This is a genomic window from Pokkaliibacter sp. MBI-7 (assembly GCF_029846635.1).
GTDB lineage: Bacteria > Pseudomonadota > Gammaproteobacteria > Pseudomonadales > Balneatricaceae > Pokkaliibacter.
In genome coordinates, this window is record NZ_JARVTG010000001.1 from 1,945,641 (window position 1) to 1,963,995 (window position 18,355).

Annotated in this window: 16 protein-coding genes; 9 read left to right on the forward strand and 7 right to left on the reverse strand. The window is 57.3% G+C overall.

Features of this window, described 5'->3' with window-relative positions; genetic code table 11:
- Window positions 1-13: 13 nt before the first annotated feature.
- Complete coding sequence (locus tag QCD60_RS08680) at window positions 14-532, reverse strand: hypothetical protein (RefSeq protein WP_279784316.1); 519 nt, start codon at window positions 530-532, stop codon at window positions 14-16.
- A gap of 1 nt (window position 533) precedes the next feature.
- Window positions 534-1,400 (reverse strand): hypothetical protein, encoded by an 867-nt coding sequence (locus QCD60_RS08685; protein WP_279784318.1) that lies wholly within the window; start codon window positions 1,398-1,400, stop codon window positions 534-536.
- Window positions 1,401-1,723: 323 nt separating this feature from the next.
- Between QCD60_RS08685 and QCD60_RS08690 the strand changes: the two genes are divergently transcribed.
- Both QCD60_RS08690 and QCD60_RS08695 read left to right on the forward strand, forming a co-directional pair.
- Window positions 1,724-2,872, forward strand: a complete 1,149-nt coding sequence (locus tag QCD60_RS08690; protein ID WP_279784320.1) for an FAD-dependent oxidoreductase — start codon at window positions 1,724-1,726, stop codon at window positions 2,870-2,872.
- Window positions 2,873-2,889: 17 nt separating this feature from the next.
- Window positions 2,890-3,720, forward strand: coding sequence for an aldo/keto reductase (locus QCD60_RS08695; RefSeq protein ID WP_279784322.1), 831 nt, complete (start codon window positions 2,890-2,892; stop codon window positions 3,718-3,720).
- Here the strand turns inward: QCD60_RS08695 and QCD60_RS08700 are convergent.
- The 3 genes from QCD60_RS08700 to QCD60_RS08710 form a co-directional block, all read right to left on the reverse strand.
- Window positions 3,701-4,405 (reverse strand): hypothetical protein, encoded by a 705-nt coding sequence (locus tag QCD60_RS08700; RefSeq protein WP_279784323.1) that lies wholly within the window; start codon window positions 4,403-4,405, stop codon window positions 3,701-3,703. The two genes, QCD60_RS08695 and QCD60_RS08700, sit on opposite strands and share 20 nt — an antisense overlap.
- On the reverse strand, window positions 4,398-5,573 hold the full coding sequence (locus tag QCD60_RS08705) for an AAA family ATPase (protein ID WP_279784325.1): 1,176 nt from the start codon (window positions 5,571-5,573) through the stop codon (window positions 4,398-4,400). Before QCD60_RS08705 ends, QCD60_RS08700 begins: the two co-directional genes overlap by 8 nt.
- A 129-nt stretch (window positions 5,574-5,702) precedes the next feature.
- On the reverse strand, window positions 5,703-6,581 hold the full coding sequence (locus QCD60_RS08710; RefSeq protein ID WP_279784327.1) for a LysR family transcriptional regulator: 879 nt from the start codon (window positions 6,579-6,581) through the stop codon (window positions 5,703-5,705).
- A gap of 103 nt (window positions 6,582-6,684) precedes the next feature.
- Between QCD60_RS08710 and QCD60_RS08715 the strand changes: the two genes are divergently transcribed.
- The 7 genes from QCD60_RS08715 to QCD60_RS08745 all read left to right on the forward strand — a co-directional run bounded on the left by QCD60_RS08715 (window position 6,685) and on the right by QCD60_RS08745 (window position 16,155).
- On the forward strand, window positions 6,685-7,173 hold the full coding sequence (locus QCD60_RS08715) for a heme-binding protein (RefSeq protein ID WP_279784329.1): 489 nt from the start codon (window positions 6,685-6,687) through the stop codon (window positions 7,171-7,173).
- A gap of 225 nt (window positions 7,174-7,398) precedes the next feature.
- Window positions 7,399-9,141 carry an autotransporter assembly complex protein TamA gene (locus QCD60_RS08720; RefSeq protein ID WP_279784331.1) on the forward strand — a complete coding sequence of 581 codons (1,743 nt, stop codon included), beginning with the start codon at window positions 7,399-7,401 and terminating at the stop codon, window positions 9,139-9,141.
- Window positions 9,138-12,980: a translocation/assembly module TamB domain-containing protein gene (locus QCD60_RS08725; protein ID WP_279784333.1), complete on the forward strand. Its 3,843-nt coding sequence runs from the start codon at window positions 9,138-9,140 to the stop codon at window positions 12,978-12,980. The genes QCD60_RS08720 and QCD60_RS08725 overlap by 4 nt, the downstream gene beginning before the upstream one ends.
- Before the next feature lie 45 nt (window positions 12,981-13,025).
- Window positions 13,026-13,586, forward strand: coding sequence for an O-acetyl-ADP-ribose deacetylase (locus QCD60_RS08730; protein ID WP_279784335.1), 561 nt, complete (start codon window positions 13,026-13,028; stop codon window positions 13,584-13,586).
- Window positions 13,561-13,947 carry a hypothetical protein gene (locus tag QCD60_RS08735; protein ID WP_279784338.1) on the forward strand — a complete coding sequence of 129 codons (387 nt, stop codon included), beginning with the start codon at window positions 13,561-13,563 and terminating at the stop codon, window positions 13,945-13,947. Before QCD60_RS08730 ends, QCD60_RS08735 begins: the two co-directional genes overlap by 26 nt.
- A gap of 513 nt (window positions 13,948-14,460) precedes the next feature.
- The gene (locus tag QCD60_RS08740) at window positions 14,461-15,072 is read left to right on the forward strand and encodes a hypothetical protein (RefSeq protein WP_279784340.1); all 612 of its coding nucleotides are present in this window, start codon (window positions 14,461-14,463) and stop codon (window positions 15,070-15,072) included.
- A gap of 501 nt (window positions 15,073-15,573) precedes the next feature.
- Window positions 15,574-16,155, forward strand: coding sequence for a hypothetical protein (locus QCD60_RS08745; protein WP_104153132.1), 582 nt, complete (start codon window positions 15,574-15,576; stop codon window positions 16,153-16,155).
- A 61-nt stretch (window positions 16,156-16,216) separates the two neighbouring features.
- Here the strand turns inward: QCD60_RS08745 and QCD60_RS08750 are convergent, their stop codons facing one another.
- Together QCD60_RS08750 and QCD60_RS08755 are read right to left on the reverse strand one after the other, a co-directional pair.
- Complete coding sequence (locus QCD60_RS08750; RefSeq protein WP_279784344.1) at window positions 16,217-17,272, reverse strand: hypothetical protein; 1,056 nt, start codon at window positions 17,270-17,272, stop codon at window positions 16,217-16,219.
- A 167-nt stretch (window positions 17,273-17,439) separates the two neighbouring features.
- Window positions 17,440-18,297 (reverse strand): glycosyltransferase family 2 protein, encoded by an 858-nt coding sequence (locus QCD60_RS08755; protein WP_279784346.1) that lies wholly within the window; start codon window positions 18,295-18,297, stop codon window positions 17,440-17,442.
- Between the last annotated feature and the right edge of the window lie 58 nt (window positions 18,298-18,355).

The following is an 18,355-nucleotide window of genomic DNA, read 5'->3' on the forward strand; positions in this document are numbered from 1 at the left end:
CCGACACTGAGCTTCAGTTATTGCTGACAAAGGGGTCAATAGTGAACTGTCTGCCATTCTTTGCACAATCATTCACTATGTCATGCCACGCTGATGCAGTAATCAGATAGGAGCTGCCGTTGACTTCCTCTTTGGATTTGACCGTATCCCGCCCCAACACGAGCTCTTTCCTCGCTAATGCCATGCTGGCAATCTGTGTTTCTTCATCATCGCCCCCTTGCCAAAGGATAATCTCCTTCTGTTCTTGCCAGTGCACCCAGACCTGCATGTTTCCATTACTCCACTGGTAGCCAACAATGCAGAAATGATTTGTCTGATCATTCTTACTCGATCTGGCAATTCTTGCCTGAATAGAGGGCTCTGGAAAAGAAAAATAGCTGTTTGCTGATGTATCAAAACGGCTTGCAGGTTGATTTTCATCACTAAATGGAGAACTGGGTATATCACTGCCAAATGCAGTGTTAAGCATCAAAGAGAAGATAAGATAAGAAAAAAGTAAACTATACTTTTTAAATAAAAGACAAAACGCCATGTCACTTACTACCCTTACCTGAATCTTTAATAAAAAATTCTGTCAACGTGTAAAAATCCTGCCCGCCTTTACTGGAAAATAGAACAAAATTCTTCCCCGGAGATGCAGCACCACTAGTGCGCCACGCATACAATTTGGTAGTACAGGGATCTTTTCCAAGCTCACTTTCACTTAAGCGTGCAGTAGCAACAGCCAGTGCAATGTAGTCTCTAAATGCTTTGTTTTTCACATGAGTTCCATCATTGGCTATCGCAATATATCTGGCCAGATTATCACCTAGCACAGTGGAGAGTTTCGGATAATTGGAAAAACCTTCGACTTGATTTGGCGCCTTAACAAATTCGACTAAATTATTGATATTCTTTCCAGCACCAAAGAACTCCGACCCTAGTTGCATTCTGTTTATGAATACAAACCGCATCCACTTCATGCATTCTTCAACCTCACTACTGCTGTAACCCGGTAAACCCGGCGTAATATTCTCCACCAGCAGCATCCGCGTCAGCATACCTACCTCGGTACTGTCTGCCGGCAGCCTGATCTCGGGGAGTACTTCCACCTCCAGCGGTGCCGTGGTCTGGTCTTTTTTGGTCAGTGTAGGAGTGCCGTCATTGAGGAAAGCGTCGACGAAGGTACGCTGGCTGGTGACGATGCCATCGCGACGCACCTCGATGCGCAGTGACTGCTCCAGCATCCGGTCATTGACCTGTACGGCGGAGACCGTCAGCAATTGTGGATTACGGCTTTTGAGAACGATATGGCGGCGGTTGCTGCCCAGTCCTTCCACCTTGATCGGCAGGCTGTTGCCCGCCACCAGTGTGATCTTGTTGCCTAATGGAGCGCGATTATTGCGATAGAGCTTGGCCATCGGTCTGTCCTTGTTGCCCGGATAAAGCCAGAAAACGTGCCTGAGCACGTGCGGATCGCGGAACAGCAGCTGAACAGTCGACATCGACGTCATGGGGGAAGGGAGGCGCTCAGCCATCCTGCTGGCAGTCCGCCGGGGTCAAAAAGTGTTCATCATCCGTGATGCCCGGCAACATACCGCGAAGAGCCAGCCCCAGCAAGGGGAAACCCTGCCTGCTCTGACTGACCGACGTGCGACTGCGCCACTTTGTCTGCTTGCGATTTTGGCCACCGCCCTAACTTTGGTAGTCTTGTGCCCTGTTTTTCCGAGGCAGATGACTGGCTATGACTACCCTGGACCTGGACGTACTGATTATTGGCGGCGGCATCGCAGGCCTGTGGCTGCAGAACCGGCTGCATCGTCAGGGCTATGCCACCGTACTGGTGGAAGCCGATACCCTGGGCGGCAAGCAGAGCGTCTGTTCTCAGGGCATTATTCATGGCGGCACCAAGTACGCGCTGAACGGCATGCTGACACAGGCCGCCAATGCCATCGCCGCCATGCCCGGCCGCTGGCAGGCCGCCCTACGGGGGGAAGGCGATGTCGATCTGCGCGCGGCACGGCAGCTAAGTGACGCTCACTATATGTGGTCCAGCGGCAGTCTTGGCGGCAAGCTCACCAGCTTCTTCGCCAGCAAGGCGCTGCGCGGCCGGGTGGATACCCCGGACGCCGACAAACCCGCCATTTTTCAGGATCCGGCGTTTCGCGGCAGCCTCTATCGTCTGAACGAAATCGTGCTGGATGTCCCTTCCGTCCTGCGCGCCCTGCGTCTGCCCGGCCGTCAGCTCAGGGCACGTGCCGGTGACAATCTGATCTTCAGCGATGGCGTATGGACACTGACAGACGGCGATCTGCAGATTCGTGCCAGACGTACCGTCCTGACCGCAGGTGAAGGTACCGAGGCCCTGACCCGGCAGCTGGGGCTGGATATCCCCATGCAGCGCCGCCCCCTGCAGATGGTAATGGCCAAGCATCGCTACCCTCATCCCATTTATGCCCACTGTATCGGTGCCAGCAGCAAACCACTGGCGACCATTACCACCCATCCTCATCAGGATGGCAGTCAGGTCTGGTATATCGGTGGTGAAGTGGCCGAAAGCGGCGTTGAGCGCAGCGCCACTGAGCAGATCGCCCATGCCCGCGAAGTCGTCGGTAAGCTGTTGCCCTGGGTCGATCTGGGTGCCGCAGAGTGGGCCACCCTGCCCATCAACCGTGCGGAGCCCAGGCAGTCCGGTCTGGTGCGTCCCGATACCGCCTATGCTCAGGCAGTCGGTGAAATGATCGTCTGCTGGCCGACCAAGCTGGCGCTGTCTGCCGATCTGAGTGATCAGGTACTGGCCATGTTGCCCGCCCCCAGCGGTGAAGTGGTCACGCTACCTGCCGGACTGCCCGAGCCGGACGTCAGCCTGCCCATCTGGGATCAGTTACTGTGAGCCACAGGAGCAGCCAAATGACCACTGATACTCTGCATGATCTGCCGCGCCGCCCTCTTGGCCAGACCGGTCTGATGCTATCGCCGATGGGTTTTGGCACCGTCAAACTGGGCCGTAATCAGGGGGTGAAATATCCCGCCGGGTTTGAGCTGCCTGATGACCGTACTGCTCTTAACCTGCTGGCCGAAGCACAGGCGCTGGGCATCAATCTGCTGGATACCGCCCCCGCCTATGGCAGCAGTGAACTGCGCCTCGGCACCCTGCTGCGTGGCCAGCGACAGCAGTGGCTGATCTGCTCCAAGGTGGGGGAAGAGTTCAGCGACGGCGAGTCCAGCTACTGCTATACATCGGAGCATATCCGCATGTCGGTGGAGCGCTCACTGCTGCGACTGAACACCGATGTGATTGATCTGATGCTGCTGCATTCCGACGGTAACGACGTCGACAATATCCAGCGTTACGGTTCACTGCAGGTGCTGAATGAGCTGAAGCAGCAGGGCAAGCTGCGCGCCACCGGTATCTCCAGCAAGACGGTGGAAGGTGGCCTGCTGGCGCTGCAACAGAGCGACTGCGCCATGGTCACCCTCAACCTCCATCAGCAGGATGAACAGCCGGTCATTGACTATGCGGCCAGCCACGACAAGGGCATCCTGATCAAGAAGGCGCTGGCCTCCGGCCATGTCTGTCTGCAGCCGGGACAAGACCCGGTGCAGGCCAGCTTTGAGCTGATCTTTGCCCGTCCCGGCGTCACCTCTGTGATCATCGGCACGCTTAATGCGGGGCATCTGCGCCATAACGTGGCGGTGATGGCCGGGATGCTGCAATCGTCTAAATCAGTAACAGATTGATATCTCGTTGGAAACGTGCGGCTTGCACACATAGCTGAACAATCTGCGGCCAGTTTTCAGTTATGGTTCTGGCCTTGAGGCTATATTCTCGCCGAGTTTTCTTAATACGCAGCGATTTCGGTAGCCTAGCCAATATGCCTTCCATATCAGCATTACATTCGAGACCATAGTGAGCAGAATGACCGACCGGTAAGCATGCAGCGGCCACCCATGCTTCCGTGGACTTAGAGGGGATACAAACAACACTTTTGCTGCCTGTTGCAATACTACCCAACCAACCTAGTAGCACTCTTTCTAAAACCATGACGGTATCATCAGGAGGTGGGCAGGGTAATGAACAAGGGAGTGGTGGCAATAATGCTGAACGAGCATAGTTCTCAACAGCACTGCCGCAGTCTGCATAGTTCTTGTCTGCAACATCGGCATCTAAATGCACAATAACCAGATCGAATAGCGAAAGTGTCGAATCATGCTCCAAAGAGGCAAATCCTCGCTCTCGAAACTCCTTACACCATTTGAACACCCCACCCCAACCACCGCCCATATCTGGGCGAGTTTCCTCAGGTTGCAACAGAGTTAGTTTAAAGTCTCGGCGGTGCGCAAGGATGGCATTTAAGCCAGCCTCAATAACGACTAGATCGGTAACTCCTTCTGCTACAAGGGCAATCTGCAAAGGCTTAGACATTTGGCACGGCCCCCAAACTACCCATCAACCAAAGCCGAGAAAGAGGGTATGTTGCATTTAGAGCGCGCAGATCGTCATTCAGCTCTATGCGACGAACACAGGTATGACCATGGTTATTACGCTCAACGACAAATAGCCTTACCTCATTGTCATCCAAATCTAAGCCATCCAATACTGCTGGATTATGAACTGTAAACAGCATCTGACGCTGGTTATCAGCATGCGCTAACCAAGACTTAAGTTTAGAGGTCAGTCGTGTCAGTAAGCGAGGGTTAAGTGCCTGATCCAAGTTGTCTATAGCAAAAGTTTTGGGAGCGACGGGAGATAAACAAAGTACTGCACAGAACAGGATATAAAGCGCTCCTTCACTTGCATCATAGGCCGTTAACTCGTTGCGGCTACGCCCCATGAATCGATCAGTGAACTTCATCAGATACTTACTATGAGCCACCGACGGCGATAGTATCTGCCCTGCAGACGTTGTTGTGTCGACATCTGCGACCCAGTCAATCAACTCTAGAACATCATCAAGCAAGCTTTCATCGTGCTCTAGCACGACTTTACGCAACTCAGCAAAGGCCTCGGCCAATCGCCCACCGGATAAACCTACGGGATTGCGAGATTGGGGATCCACCGCCATTGCACGCAATGCTGGAGTGTTTGGCGAATAGATCGCGTAGTTTTGAAGCCTTAGCATTAGTTGCGCACTTACGGTCTCCGGTGGGATGTCTGCCATTTTCAAAGCCGCCAGCCCAGCGGTGGCTGACAAGTGCCCACGGTTCCGTACCCCTCCAGATATCAGGGTTCGACCTCCCTCAGACAAATGCTCAGTCTTGTATGTCCAGGCGGGTTCAGGAGCTTCCAGTGGATTCAGCAATGACACTCTATATTCTGCACCATCAGAGCTAGCCCGAAGGCCGATGGCGGGAGGTGTTCTGTGCCCATCAAACGAAGTTTTATATAACCTCGGCATACCGGGTCGAACACCCCGGCGCAGTAAAGACTCATCATCCACTTTGCCATTTGCTGCGGCACCCAAGACCCCAATTGCTTCAAGAATATTACTTTTACCTACACCATTGGCTCCGATAAAACAGTTAACGCTGCCCAGGTCAACTGACTCAGTGGCTATCGATTTGAATCCATCGATTTGAATAGTCCTGATCATGCTGTACTCCTCAAAAGCAAAACGGGTGGCTATATCCCAGCCTGATCCATATCTGAGTGCGGAATAAGTAATCTGCGATAAGGCAAAGTTACAAGAAAAAGACGCATATTAGCACTCATATATACCTTCTCAGTCCGCCAGCGCCTTAACTATCCAGTCAATCAGGGTCGCCAGCGTCGGCTGGCGCTGACGGTCCTGATGATAAAGCAGGCTGATCTGCCGCGGTGCCGGAACATAGTCCTGTAACAGCGGCTGCAACTGACCACCGTCAATGGCATCCTGCAGCAGAATGGCAGGCTGCATGACAATGCCAAATCCCGCCAGTGCCGCTGTCTTCAGCGCCTGCCCCTGATTGCTGCGCAGGCGACTGCGGATTTCTTCCTGCGCCTGCCCGCCCAGCTGCCAGCCCCGCCCTTTGCGCCAGAAATTGAAACCAAGGCACTGATGCTGCGACAGATCAGCGGGAGTGAGTGGCTCACCATGGCGTGTAAGATAGGCTGGCGATGCGGCAATCTGCATCTGGTAGGGGCGAAGGGAACGGGCAATCAGGCTGGAGTCGGCCAGACGGCCAATGCGCACCGTCAGATCAGCCCCCACCGCCGTCATATCCAGCTGCTGATCGTTCAGATCCAGCTCGATGCTGACCTGCGGATAGCGCTGCAGATAACCGGTCAGTACCGGCGTCAGGGCCAGACTGCCAAAGGTGACCGGGGCGTTGATGCGCACCCGCCCGCGCGGCTCCTCCTGCTGTTCGGCAGCACTGGCTTCCGCGGCGCGAATATCCTGCAAAATCAGCAGGCAGCGCTGGTAATAGTTCTGCCCCATGGCGGTCAGGCTCTGCTGCCGTGTCGTCCGGTTGAATAACCGCCCACCCAGACGCTGCTCCAGATGCCGCACGTGTTTGGACACCATCGGTGCCGACAGGGCAAAGCGCTCAGCAGCTGCACTGAGGCTGCCCAGATCAACCACGGCGACAAACACTTCCATACTCAGCAGACGGTCCATCATTCCAAACTCCGGGTTAGCAATGTGCAAAACCCTAGCGCATTTTTCTGCCTTTACCCAGCTGGAATACTGCGACTTGTTCTTTCCTGTTCAGAAGGAGTTTGCCATGTCTGCCCGCCTTTCTTCCCTGCGCACGGTGCTGTGCGCCAGCACCATCCTGATCTGGAGCAGTGCCAGCATTGCCCAGCCGTTACTGCGACCCACGCTGGATCTGGCCAGTGCCCGCCAGATTGCTGCGGGCTGTGAAGCCTTCGCCCTCAAACAGGGCTGGCACATGGTGGTGGCCATTGATGATGCGACGGGGCAGCTGCTGCACTTTGCCCGCATGGACGATGCCCTGCCGGTCAGTACCAGTGTGGCCCAGCTGAAGGCCAATACCGCAGCAGGCTTACGCCTGTCGACCCGACAGGTCAGGGAGGCGGTAAAAAGTAATCAGGGAGCGCAGTATATCCCCGGCATTACCGTGGTCGCCGGTGGGCTGCCGATTACCGATGCCCACGGTCAGGTCATCGGCAGTATTGGTGTGAGCGGAGGCAGTGAGGATCAGGACGAGCAGTGTGCTCAGGCAGGGCTGGCGGCTATCAGCTTCAACTAACCGCCCTCTTCGCTAGCCCTCAGGGCATGTCGCCAAACATGCCCTTACACTTTCAGCCTTTACACTGCTTTACTGAAACTCGCACAATGGTGTGCTATTGGATAAGAAGTGTGATTGCTCTGTACCCTGCCCAGCTGCAAGGTTGCGGCGTAAGAACGTGGTCACGTTCTGCGCCCGGAGTGGTTACGCTGTCCTGACAATATTGCAGTGAGCAAGGATTTGGGTTTGAAGGATCTCATCAGGCGTCTCAGCTTCGTCACGGCGCTGACCTTGAGTTACAGCGCTTGGGCTGCCGACGCGCCCTCCCTCAAGGTCAAGATTGAAGGGGTGAAGGGCGAGCTGGCCGACAACGTCGAAGCATACCTCGGTATCGAAAAGCTGACCAAGGGCACGCTGCCTGGCCCTGCACGTATTCGCTACCTGCATCGTCAGGCTGAGCTGCAGATTACTCAGGCACTTGCGCCTTTCGGTTATTATCGCCCCCACATTGAAAGCGACCTGGAACAGCAGGGTGACAACTGGATCGCCCACTATGTGATCGATCCGGGTACCGCCGTTCCCTACGGCAAGATCAATGTGCAGATCAGCGGCCCGGGGGAGAAAGACCGGGTCCTGCAGAGCATCATCAAAGACAGCGGCCTGAAGAGCGGCAAGCCCCTGCGCCATGCCGATTACGAGGCACTGAAATCCAAGCTGCAGTCACAGGCAGCGGACCGGGGCTACTACGATGCCCACTTCACTACCCAGACGCTGGCCATCGACATGGCCGACTATCAGGCCAATATCGATCTGATACTGGACACCGGCCCGCGCTACCGCATTGGCGAGGTCCGCTTCGCTGATGCACCGGTACGCAAGTCGCTGCTGGAGCGCTACGTCACCTTCGAGCGTGGCGACTACGTCTCCACCCGCCGCTTGCTGGATCTGCAGAGCAGTCTGGTCGACAGCGAATACTTCAGCCGGGTGGAAGTCCAGCCGCAATGGGATGAAGCCCAGGGCGACGAGGTACCGGTGGATGTAGTGCTGGAACCCAACAAGCGCACACGCTACCGCTTCGGGGTCGGCTATGGCACCGATACCGGTGCACGCATGCGCTTTGACCAGACCCGCCGCTGGATCAATGACCGAGGCCATCGCTTCAACACCTCGATCCTGCTGTCACAGGTCAACAATGATCTGGTGCTGAATTACATCATCCCCGGCAAGCACCCGCAGACCGATCAGTACACCTTCCGCACCCAGTACAGTACCGAGAACTCCGACACCACTGACTCCACTACCCTGGCAGTGGGCTCCAGCTGGCAGAAGAAGCTGGATAACGGCTGGCAGCGCATCATGTCCCTTGACCTTGAGCAGGAGGATTACACCCTTGATGACGAGGAATACAGCTCGCTGTTCCTGATCCCGAGCAGCACCTGGAGTGTCACTCGCTCCCGTAATCCGCTGCGTGCGGCCGAGGGTTACCGTCTGTCCTTTGCCCTGCGTGGTGCGGCAGAAAGCGTGCTGTCTGACACCAACTTTGTGCAGGCCGAGGCCAGTGGCAAATACGTCACAACCCTGACGCCACGCACCCGCCTGCTGACCCGTGCCGATTTAGGTGCCACCTGGGCAGGGGACTTTGAACAAATCCCCACCACCCATCGCTTTTACGCCGGTGGCGACAACAGTATCCGTGGTTACGGTTACAAAGAGCTGGGGCCAACCAACTCCTCAGGCACGGTGATTGGCGGCAAATATCTGATGGTAGGCAGTGTGGAGACGGATTATCAGTTCAGGGAAGACTGGCGCGTGGCAGCCTTTGTCGACACGGGTAATGCCTTCAATGACTACCGCGAAGCGATGGTCACCGGGGTCGGTGTCGGGCTGCGCTGGCAGTCTCCGGTCGGGCCGGTCCGCATTGATCTTGCCAAGCCGCTCAATGACGAGCGTTCGTTCCGAATTCACTTTACCCTGGGTCCTGATCTGTGAGTGCTGACGCTGCCAAGCCGCCGAAATCTTCCCCCTCTGTTACGCTCCTGTCGCTGCCCTGGCGACTGCTGCGCATTGTGCTGGCCGTACTCTGTCTGCTGCTTGTTCTGCTCCTCGCCACCCTTGGCTGGCTGGCTGGCAGCACCTCAGGTACCCGCACCCTGCTGAATGAGGCCCGAGGCTTTATCCCCGGACAATTCAGTTACGGTCAGGTAGAAGGCACCCTGCTCGGCCATCTGCAGCTCAGTGATATTCGTTATCAGGATGCCACCGGCAAGCTGCAGGTCAGCCTGCAGCAGCTGACCCTCAACTGGCAGCCTGCGGCCCTGCTCAGCCTGTCGGCACCGACCCTGCATGTGAAAGACCTGCTGGCCAGCGGTCTGCAGGTTCAGCTGCCACCGTCATCACCCAGTGAACCCGGCACCGAGCCGCTGACGCTGCCTGACATCGCCTTACCGCTGGGCGTGCAGCTGGACCATATTGAACTCAGTGATGCCAGTCTGACCCCCGCCGCCACGGGCAGCGGCGAACCGCCCGCGACCCAGCAGATCAAACAGCTGCTGCTCAGTGCCCACAACGAAGGCAGCGTTCTGAAACTGCAGACCCTGTCTCTCGACAGCCCCATCGCCAGTGCCAGTATCACAGGTCAGGTTGAGCCAGTGGGTAAGTACCCCCTCACACTGGAGATGAAGTGGCATCTGGCCCTACCGCAGCAGCCGGTGCTGGATGGCAGCGGCAGGCTCAGTGGTGATCTGCAGCAGCTGCAGCTGACCCAGCTGATCAGCGGCCCCGGACAGCTCAAGCTTGATGCCGAGGCCAGCGATCCACTGGGCAAACTGGCGTTCAAGGTCAAACTAGGCTTGCAGGATATACAGCTGGGTGCGGTCTCAGCGGACTTGCAGGACCGCCTGCTGAACGGCGAGCTGACCAGCAGTGGCACCCTGCAGGACATTCAGGCCAATGCCAGTCTGCATACCGAGCTGCCACAGCTGGGCAAGACCGATCTGCAACTGGCGGCCACGACCGACATGCAGCAGGTCAGCATCCAGCAGTTACAGCTGCTGCTGCCGGACAGCAACAGTCAGGTTCAGCTGCAAGGCCGTATTGCCGCCCTGCAGCAGACTCCCACCTTTGATCTCAAGGGCCACTGGCAGCGCCTGCGCTACCCTCTGCAGGGCGAGGCCCAGTATCAGAGCCCGCAGGGTGAAGTCAGCCTCAGTGGCCCGCTGGATAACTATCAGCTGGCCCTGCATACCGAAGTCGCCGGTACCGATATTCCCGCTGCGACCATCAGCCTGCAGGGCCAGGGCAGTACCGCCGCACTGCGGGATCTGAACCTGCAGATCAATACGCTGGGCGGCACACTCAGCAGCCAGGGCCAGCTGGCCTGGGCGCCTCAGCCTGGCTGGAAGCTCGCACTCAAGGGTGACAAGCTCAATCCGGGCAAACAATGGCCGGATCTGGCCGGCACAGTCGGCTTCGCCCTCAGCAGTGAAGGACAACTGCAGGCTGATGGCCCCCATCTGACCGCCGTGATCGAACAGCTGTCAGGCAGCCTGCACCAGCAGCCGCTGAAAGGTCAGGGTAAGGTGGCCATGGCCGGTCAGGACATCAACATCGACGGACTGGATCTGAGCTGGGGCAATGCCCGTCTGCAGACCGCCGGACGGGTCAATGACCAGCTCGATCTGAACTGGAAACTGCAAGCCAGCAACCTCAATAAACTGCTGCCACAGGCACGCGGCAGCATCGATGCCAGCGGCACCCTGTCCGGCCAGCGTCTGACCCCGGCAGTGAAGGCCAAAATCAGTGCCAGCCAGCTGGGTTACACCGACTCCCGGCTGGACAGTCTGAAGGCCGATATTGCCCTTGATCTCAGCTGGCAGCAGGCGGCAGCCATCGATATCGAAGCCAGCAAGATCTACGCCGGTGGTCAGCGTCTGGACAGCGTGGTGCTGAAAGGACAGGGCGTGGAACAGAAACACAGCCTGAATCTCACCGCCAAAGGCCCCATGCTACAACTGCAGACCCAACTGAGCGGTGGCTGGAATAAAGACAGCTGGAGCGGCCAGATCAGCCAGTTTGATCTGCGTAACGACGATGCTGGTCACTGGCAGCTGCGCCAGCCCGCCGCGCTCAAGGCCAGCGCCACTGCCGCCAGCCTTGGCAGCTTTTGCCTGAACCGTGAACACAGTCAGGCCAGCCTGTGCAGCAGCGGCCAGTGGTCAGGCAGCAAAGGCAGTCAGGGCAAGGTTGACCTGCGCCAGCTGCCGCTCGACATGCTGACCGCCTTCCTGCCCGGCACCAGCGACATCGCCGGTTATCTGAATGCCGATGCCAACTTCAGCCAGGCCCCGGGCAAGGCGCCACGCTTTACCGCCAATGCGGCCCTGCAGGACAGCAAGATCACGCTGGATGACCCCGGCCTCAGTGTCAGCCTCAATCAGGTCAGCCTGACCGCCAGCGGCGAAAACGACAACCTCAATGCTCAGCTGCAGTTACAGCTGGCCGAAGTCAAAGGTAATGTGCAGGCCAACGTCGCCATCAAGGGGATGAGCAGCAAGCAGTTACTGAGTGGCAACCTGTCCACCCAGATGCAGGATCTGCGCATCGTCAGCGTCTTCGTCCCCGACCTGCAGGATGTGTCTGGCCGTTTGCAGGGCAACCTGAATCTGGGCGGCACCCTGCAGCAACCGGCCATTCGCGGCAAACTGGGGCTGTATGATGCTGGCGCCGCAGTACCGGTCGCCGGACTGCAGCTGAAGAACATGCAGCTGGAACTGGCCGATGCGCCGGACAATCCGGAGATGATGACCATCAACGGCAAAGTCGATTCCGGCAAGGGCACTATCACCATCGGCGGCAGTCTGGCGCCCCTGGCGGGCAAGGTCGACATGACCCTCAAAGGGCAGGACTTCCAGGCCATGGGGACCGAGGATATTCAGACGTGGATTTCACCGGATATGTCCATCCGGGTCGACCCGGAAAAAGTGCAGGTACGTGGTGAGCTGAGTATTCCCAAAGCACTGATTCAGCCGCCTCAGCTCAGTTCAGCGGTCACCTCTTCGGGTGACACCGTGATCGTCACCGGCAAGCAGGACAGCTCCCCCCTGCCCGGTAAACAGGGGCTGGATGTCAATCTGCGCCTGACCCTGGGCAAGGACGTCAACGTCAATGCCTATGGCTTCAAAGGCCGTCTGGAGGGCAGCATTCTGGTCAGCCAGACCAGCAACCGCGCCGCCAGTGCTACCGGTAACATCAATGTCGCCGCCGGTCAGTACACCATCTACGGCCAGGATCTGAACATCAACCGCGGCAGTCTGGTCTACACCGGCGGCCCGGTCGATAACCCCGGACTGGATATGCGCGTCACCCGTGAATTTGACGAAGATAATGTCACTGTCGGCGCTCAGGTCAGTGGCACGATCCGCAGTCCGAAGATGACCCTGATCTCCACGCCGTCGATGCCGGACAGCTCCCTGCTGTCCTATCTGATTCTTGGCAAAAGCCCGGATGCGTCCTCCTCCTCTGAACAGGAAATGATGATGCATGCGGCACTGGCACTGGGCGCCAAAGGCGGCAATGCGCTGCTGGGCAATGTCGGCAAGGCACTGAACCTGGATACCATCGGTATTGATACCGGCAGTACGCTGGAAGAGGCCTCCCTGTCCATCGGCAAATACCTGACCCCGGACCTGTACATCAAGTACGGCATGGGGCTGATCGAACCCAGCAGCCAGTTCCTGATCCGCTATAAGCTGACCCGTAACGTCAGCTTTGAGTCCCAGACCGGCACCACCTCCAGTGGCGCCGATGTGTTCTATACTCTGGAACGCTGACGGCACGTCCCTGCCGCCCGCGTAGCGATGACAGCGAGGTATGTGATGGAGCCAGTGGCCTTTCTTGATGGCCGGGTACAGGTCGAAGTGGGTGACATTACCACTGCCCGTGTCGATGCCATCGTCAATGCCGCCAACAGCAGCCTGCTGGGCGGCGGTGGCGTCGATGGCGCCATCCATCTGGCCGGTGGGCCGGTCATCCTCAGCGCATGCCAGCGCCTGCGACAGACCCGCTTCCCTGAGGGCCTGCCTGCCGGTGAGGCGGTCATCACGCCCGGTGGCAAGCTGGCAGCGCCCTGGGTCATTCATACCGTTGGGCCGATTTATCATGTTGCCGGGCAGAAGGCTGCCCTGCTGCTGGGTAACTGTTATCGCAATGTACTGGATCTGGCACTCAGCCGGTCATTGCATACCCTGGCCTTTCCCGCCATCGCCACCGGTGTCTACGGTTTCCCCCGTGAACAGGCCGCGCAGGTGGTTTCCCACGTTCTGACGGAACGATTACTCCAGCCGCCCCTCGACAGCCAGATCCGTCAGGTTCGCCTGATCTTCTTCCGCCAGGAAGATGCGGAGGTGTTTCTTGAGAATCAGACGTTCCCTGCCTAGTCTGCTGCTCCTGACCATACTGGGCGGCTGCAGCAGCCTGCCCTGGCAAGACCGCGACAGCACCCTGGTGATGCGTAAAGTCGAAGAAGAGGGCACCTTCCGTCTGCAGCAGATTGATGTGCAGCCACCGCGGCTGATTGCCGAGCGCAAGGTTCCGAAAGGTGACTACCTCAGCCTGCAGCAGCAAGGTAACAGCTGGCTGGCACAGGCCGGGAACTGGCAGCGCCGTCTGCCCGCCGGTCAATACGCCTGGTATCGGCTGCCAGCTGAACACCCCGCCACAGACCCTAATACGCAAGGCCCCAGCCGTCAGGATATGACGGATCTGGGAGTGAACATCCTGCGTGCCCTGCTGAACTGATCATCCTGAGGCCATCTGCCATGACCGCCTGGTCTGCACTGCTCAGCGGCGGGTTCGGCGACAGGCTCAGGTTTCTGAGCCACTGAGCCACTGAGCTACTGAGCTACTGAGCTACTGAGCTACTGAGCTACGGAGCTACGGAGCTACGGAGCTACTGAGCCAGAGAAGCACATCGGCCCCCGGAGAGCCTTACCAACCCAGTTCATCGGCTTATATTATTGATATTCATCTAAATAAATCATTATTCTGCCGATATATTCCGCTCATACATCAGCACAATTCATTTTTTCATCAACGCCATTTCAATATGCACAATGTGCAGTTAGCCTGACATTATCTTTACTTCAGTTTTACACCCTTCTCACCCAATACTCGTCATTTGCGGCCGATATAGTCAGACATTAATCCCGGGGTCTGATAATTGCTGTAACAGGAATGCGTCGGGGTTAAATCAGCCTTTTATTTCAGGCATTTACCAAGGCAATTCGAAAACAGCAAATGGAGTGAATAAAGATGAGTATTTCTGGCATATCCAGCTCCTCGTACAGCTACAGTACATCGAGCAGCTCTTCCACACAGAAATCAGGGGGCTTTGAAGACCAGCTGAGCGCCCTGACCGACGCCATCGACTCAGGCGATGTTGATGCTATCCAGAGCGCCTACGATGCCATGACGGCCAATCAGCCGGACGGTGCAGGAGATGGCGACGATCCCATCAGCACTCTGCTGTCACAGGTCGAGGCCGGCCTGGCCAGTGGAGATGTCAGCTCCATTCAGAGCGCCGCCAGCGACTTTGCCAGTGCTACACCTCCCAGTGGCGGTGATATGCCACCTCCTCCACCCGGCGGCATGATGGACAAGGACTCCAGTGACAGCCTGACCAGCCTGCTGGATGCGCTGGACTCCGGTGACACCGACAGCGCCCAGACCGCCTATGACAGCCTGGTGTCTGCGCTGAGTACCAACGACAGCGATAGCGATGACGACGATGACAACCCGCTTAAACAGGCGCTGAGTCAGGTGGGCAGCGCACTGTCGTCCGGCGATACCGCGTCGGCCCAGAGCTATCTGCAAAGTGCGCTGCAGGGCATGCCCAATGGCAGCATGGTAAACACCTCGGCATAAGCTGATGCTGCCTGCATCCTCTCACATGCATGCCTGCCTGCGCCTGTCCGGCGGTCAGCGATCCGCCAGCAGGTGCCACTCTTGCCCTTTTTCATCTCACTGGGCGGCAATTTCATGCCGCCTGGCTGAGATGAATTGCCGTCGCATTAATAGCCCATTCAGCAGGATGTCCATAAAACCTTGTCAATAGGTAAACATTTTTGCTATCGATTTCCATGAAATTAAATATTTACCTTATATTTACACTAGCCTTACCAATACCCTACCCAGCCATTCCATTTCGCGGAAATTAATTCCAGTTATTTTCATCCTTTCTATTCTGGCAAGTGAATTGCCTTATATCTGTTCAGTTGTCCGTGGCCAATCCACTGCACCGCCCGCATTTAATGCAAGAGCCTGTATCAGGCTCGCTGTAGTGATATGCCAGCCTGTACCGACACGAGACCTTAACCATGCCAATGCCATGACCCCTGCCTGAGGATGGGCAGAAGGAGCGTTACCATGTCATCTATAAGCAGCATCAGTTCCAGTGCATACACCTCGGAACTACTGCGACTTCAGGGAACCAGTAACAGCCAGACCACCCAGCAGATCGAGCCGCCGCCTCCGCCGCCCCCGCAATCGTCGGACAGTCTGCTGACGGCACTGACCAGCGCGCTGTCCGATACCGGGCTGACCAGCAGCGATGACAGCAGTACCGATGACTCCACCTACGATGCCCTGACGGCGGCGTCGGCGACATCGACGGATGAACAGACGGCGGCGCTGCAGGACTTTATGCAGACCCTGCTGGCCACCCTGCATGATCAGGGCGTCAGCAGCACCGACAGCAGTGCCAGCAACAGCGGTTACGGCTCTCAGAATCCGATGCAGGACGACCTGCAGAGCCTGATTACTCAGATCAACTCAGGCGACTCAAGCAGCGCCACTACCGAACTGGAAACCAAGTACGCCGATCTGCTCGCGGCGCTGGGAGTATCAGGCAGCAATGTGTCTCTGACCGATCTGCTCAGCCAGTTCTCCTCCAACCTGCCCAGTGACCAGAACAGTCGTATGGGGGCAATGCTCAATATTTCCGCCTGAGCACCGCAAAAAAATCCGGCCCCTCAGGGCCGGATCACAGGTCGCTGGATAACCTCCCGAATCAGTGCAGCTGATCAGGGGTGACCACCACCCAGTTTTTATCAGCGGTGACTTCCTGACCGAGATCAGCCTGCTTCTTGGCTGCCTCGCCCCACCACTTTTCCATCTGCGTCATGTACTTGGCCTTGCGGTTGACCCAGACGCGCACGCCGCCCTGATCCACATCAGTGCCGTTGAACAGCATATAGCCGTCTGACAGCGGTGAGTCACCGGCCACCAGCACCGGCTTACGCCACTGATCAATCCAGCCGAGGATGGAACCCAGCTTGCCTTCGTACCAGGTCATGGGGTTCATCAGATAAGGGGTCATCACCAGCGACATATTCTTCGCCGGGTCATAGCTGCCCTGCTTGATCTGCAGCCGTGAAGTCGTCAGTGCCTGAGTCTGCGGATCCTTGAGCAGCATGTTGACGCCGATGACGTTCTGCGGTTTGACGTTGTAGCCGTACTTGGGATCGCTGGCGATCATACGCACGATCTCTTCACTGGCGGCCGTCATCACATAGACGTCAATGCCATTTTCCTGCAGACGGTTGTACAGCTCGGTCATCCCGGCAAACACTTTGGGGGCCTTGACGCTGCTTTCCACCACCTTGTCGCCATCGTAATAGCTGATCGGGATCGGCTGGTCATAGGCCATCACTTCATCGACGTAGCCTTTCAGTTGCTGCAGGGTAAAACCGGCGAAGATTTGTGCCACCCAGGGGTAACACACCAGATTGTCGATTTCACACAGGCGGTAGTAATAGCTGTTCAGGCTTTCCTTGTGCTCCGGGGTGTCCTTGAACGGGATCAGCTTGAGGGAAGGGTCCATGGTGTCGCGCGTCAGCAACCCTTTCATTTCCAGATAGGGCAACAGCGCCTCTTCGATATCGTACTGGTAGCTGGTGTTATCCATGTCAAACACCGCATAGGCACCCTTGTTGGCGTTGGCGCTGATCATGGCATCCAACTGCCTGGCCTGGGCTTCCGGCCAGTGTTTGAGTTCAGTAGCGCAGGCATGCCAGCTCAGCGCCGATAACACCGCTGCGGCCAGCCAGGTCGTCGATTTTTTCATCACAGGCTCCCTTGATCATGAAAGGCGAAAGGCAGGAATCTGGTCTATACCAAAAACCCTCCTTCCGCATGCTAGTGCATGAACAGGGATGTACAGGCCTGAATACGACCTGTACTTAGTTATTCGCCCCAGCAACAGAACCTGTTCGCACAGGCACGAGCCACCTGTCACTGCCGCAGTTGCTGCAGCTCGGCGGGGGGGAAGTCATCCACGAAGTTCTGGAAGGTGCCCACATAACCCTGCGCGCATCGCTGGCTGAACAGCTGGTTAAGCTGCTGCTTGAAATGAATCAGCGCCATCACTTGCTGTCGCATCTGTGGGGAGCCGAACCCCAGACCATCCTCCTGCAGACGTTGCAGGGTCAGGGCATAGGCTTCGGCAAAACGTTCACCGGCGTCGGCACTGTGACAGAGGGAGGCTCGATGCACCCGGTAATCATGCAGGGGCTCAGTGCAGTAACGGGCATAGCCTGCTTGCTCCAGTGCACGCAGATTAAACAGTGTATCGGCTCCACGGGGCAGATCATCCCAGCCACGCTGGATCAGCTGGCGATGAAAGACAAACAACAGCGGCACGTGGGTGTGGAAAAAATCATCCAGCTCCAGCCGGCCCTGCGGGTGATTGCTGAAAGCCAGATGCAGTACGCGATTATTACTATCGTCCACCACCCGGGCGTTATCCGCCGCCAGCCCGGTATCTCTGGCCAGCTCCAGCAGGCGCTGAAGTCGCTGTGGGTCATAACAATCATCAGCGTCCAGAGGAGCAATCCACTGTCCGCGCGCAGCGCCCAGCGCCAGATTGCGGGTCAGATTGGGGCCGCTTCCCATCCGGGTGGAAAACAGCTGACGCAGACGCGGATCGCTGACCCCCTGCTGACGCAGCCAGCCCAGATAGTCCGTGCCGTCATCGGATACCAACAGACACTCCCAATGCTGATGAGTCTGTCGCAACAGGGAATCCACTGCCCGGCGTACATGCCCCTGCCCCTGATACACCGGGGTAATCACGGAAACCAGCTCTGCCATGACCTGCACCTCGTGGTCAGATCGGTGCTGCTATAGTCCTTCCCACTTCTGCTGTCCT

Excerpts from the sequence above, each read along its gene's own strand:
- QCD60_RS08680 (WP_279784316.1), bottom strand. The coding sequence starts at position 532 with ATGGCGTTTTGTCTTTTATTTAAAAAGTATAGTTTACTTTTTTCTTAT.
- QCD60_RS08685 (WP_279784318.1), bottom strand. The coding sequence starts at position 1,400 with ATGGCCAAGCTCTATCGCAATAATCGCGCTCCATTAGGCAACAAGATC.
- QCD60_RS08690 (WP_279784320.1), top strand. The coding sequence starts at position 1,724 with ATGACTACCCTGGACCTGGACGTACTGATTATTGGCGGCGGCATCGCA.
- QCD60_RS08695 (WP_279784322.1), top strand. The coding sequence starts at position 2,890 with ATGACCACTGATACTCTGCATGATCTGCCGCGCCGCCCTCTTGGCCAG.
- QCD60_RS08700 (WP_279784323.1), bottom strand. The coding sequence starts at position 4,405 with ATGTCTAAGCCTTTGCAGATTGCCCTTGTAGCAGAAGGAGTTACCGAT.
- QCD60_RS08705 (WP_279784325.1), bottom strand. The coding sequence starts at position 5,573 with ATGATCAGGACTATTCAAATCGATGGATTCAAATCGATAGCCACTGAG.
- QCD60_RS08710 (WP_279784327.1), bottom strand. The coding sequence starts at position 6,581 with ATGATGGACCGTCTGCTGAGTATGGAAGTGTTTGTCGCCGTGGTTGAT.
- QCD60_RS08715 (WP_279784329.1), top strand. The coding sequence starts at position 6,685 with ATGTCTGCCCGCCTTTCTTCCCTGCGCACGGTGCTGTGCGCCAGCACC.
- QCD60_RS08730 (WP_279784335.1), top strand. The coding sequence starts at position 13,026 with ATGGAGCCAGTGGCCTTTCTTGATGGCCGGGTACAGGTCGAAGTGGGT.
- QCD60_RS08740 (WP_279784340.1), top strand. The coding sequence starts at position 14,461 with ATGAGTATTTCTGGCATATCCAGCTCCTCGTACAGCTACAGTACATCG.
- QCD60_RS08745 (WP_104153132.1), top strand. The coding sequence starts at position 15,574 with ATGTCATCTATAAGCAGCATCAGTTCCAGTGCATACACCTCGGAACTA.
- QCD60_RS08750 (WP_279784344.1), bottom strand. The coding sequence starts at position 17,272 with ATGAAAAAATCGACGACCTGGCTGGCCGCAGCGGTGTTATCGGCGCTG.
- QCD60_RS08755 (WP_279784346.1), bottom strand. The coding sequence starts at position 18,297 with ATGGCAGAGCTGGTTTCCGTGATTACCCCGGTGTATCAGGGGCAGGGG.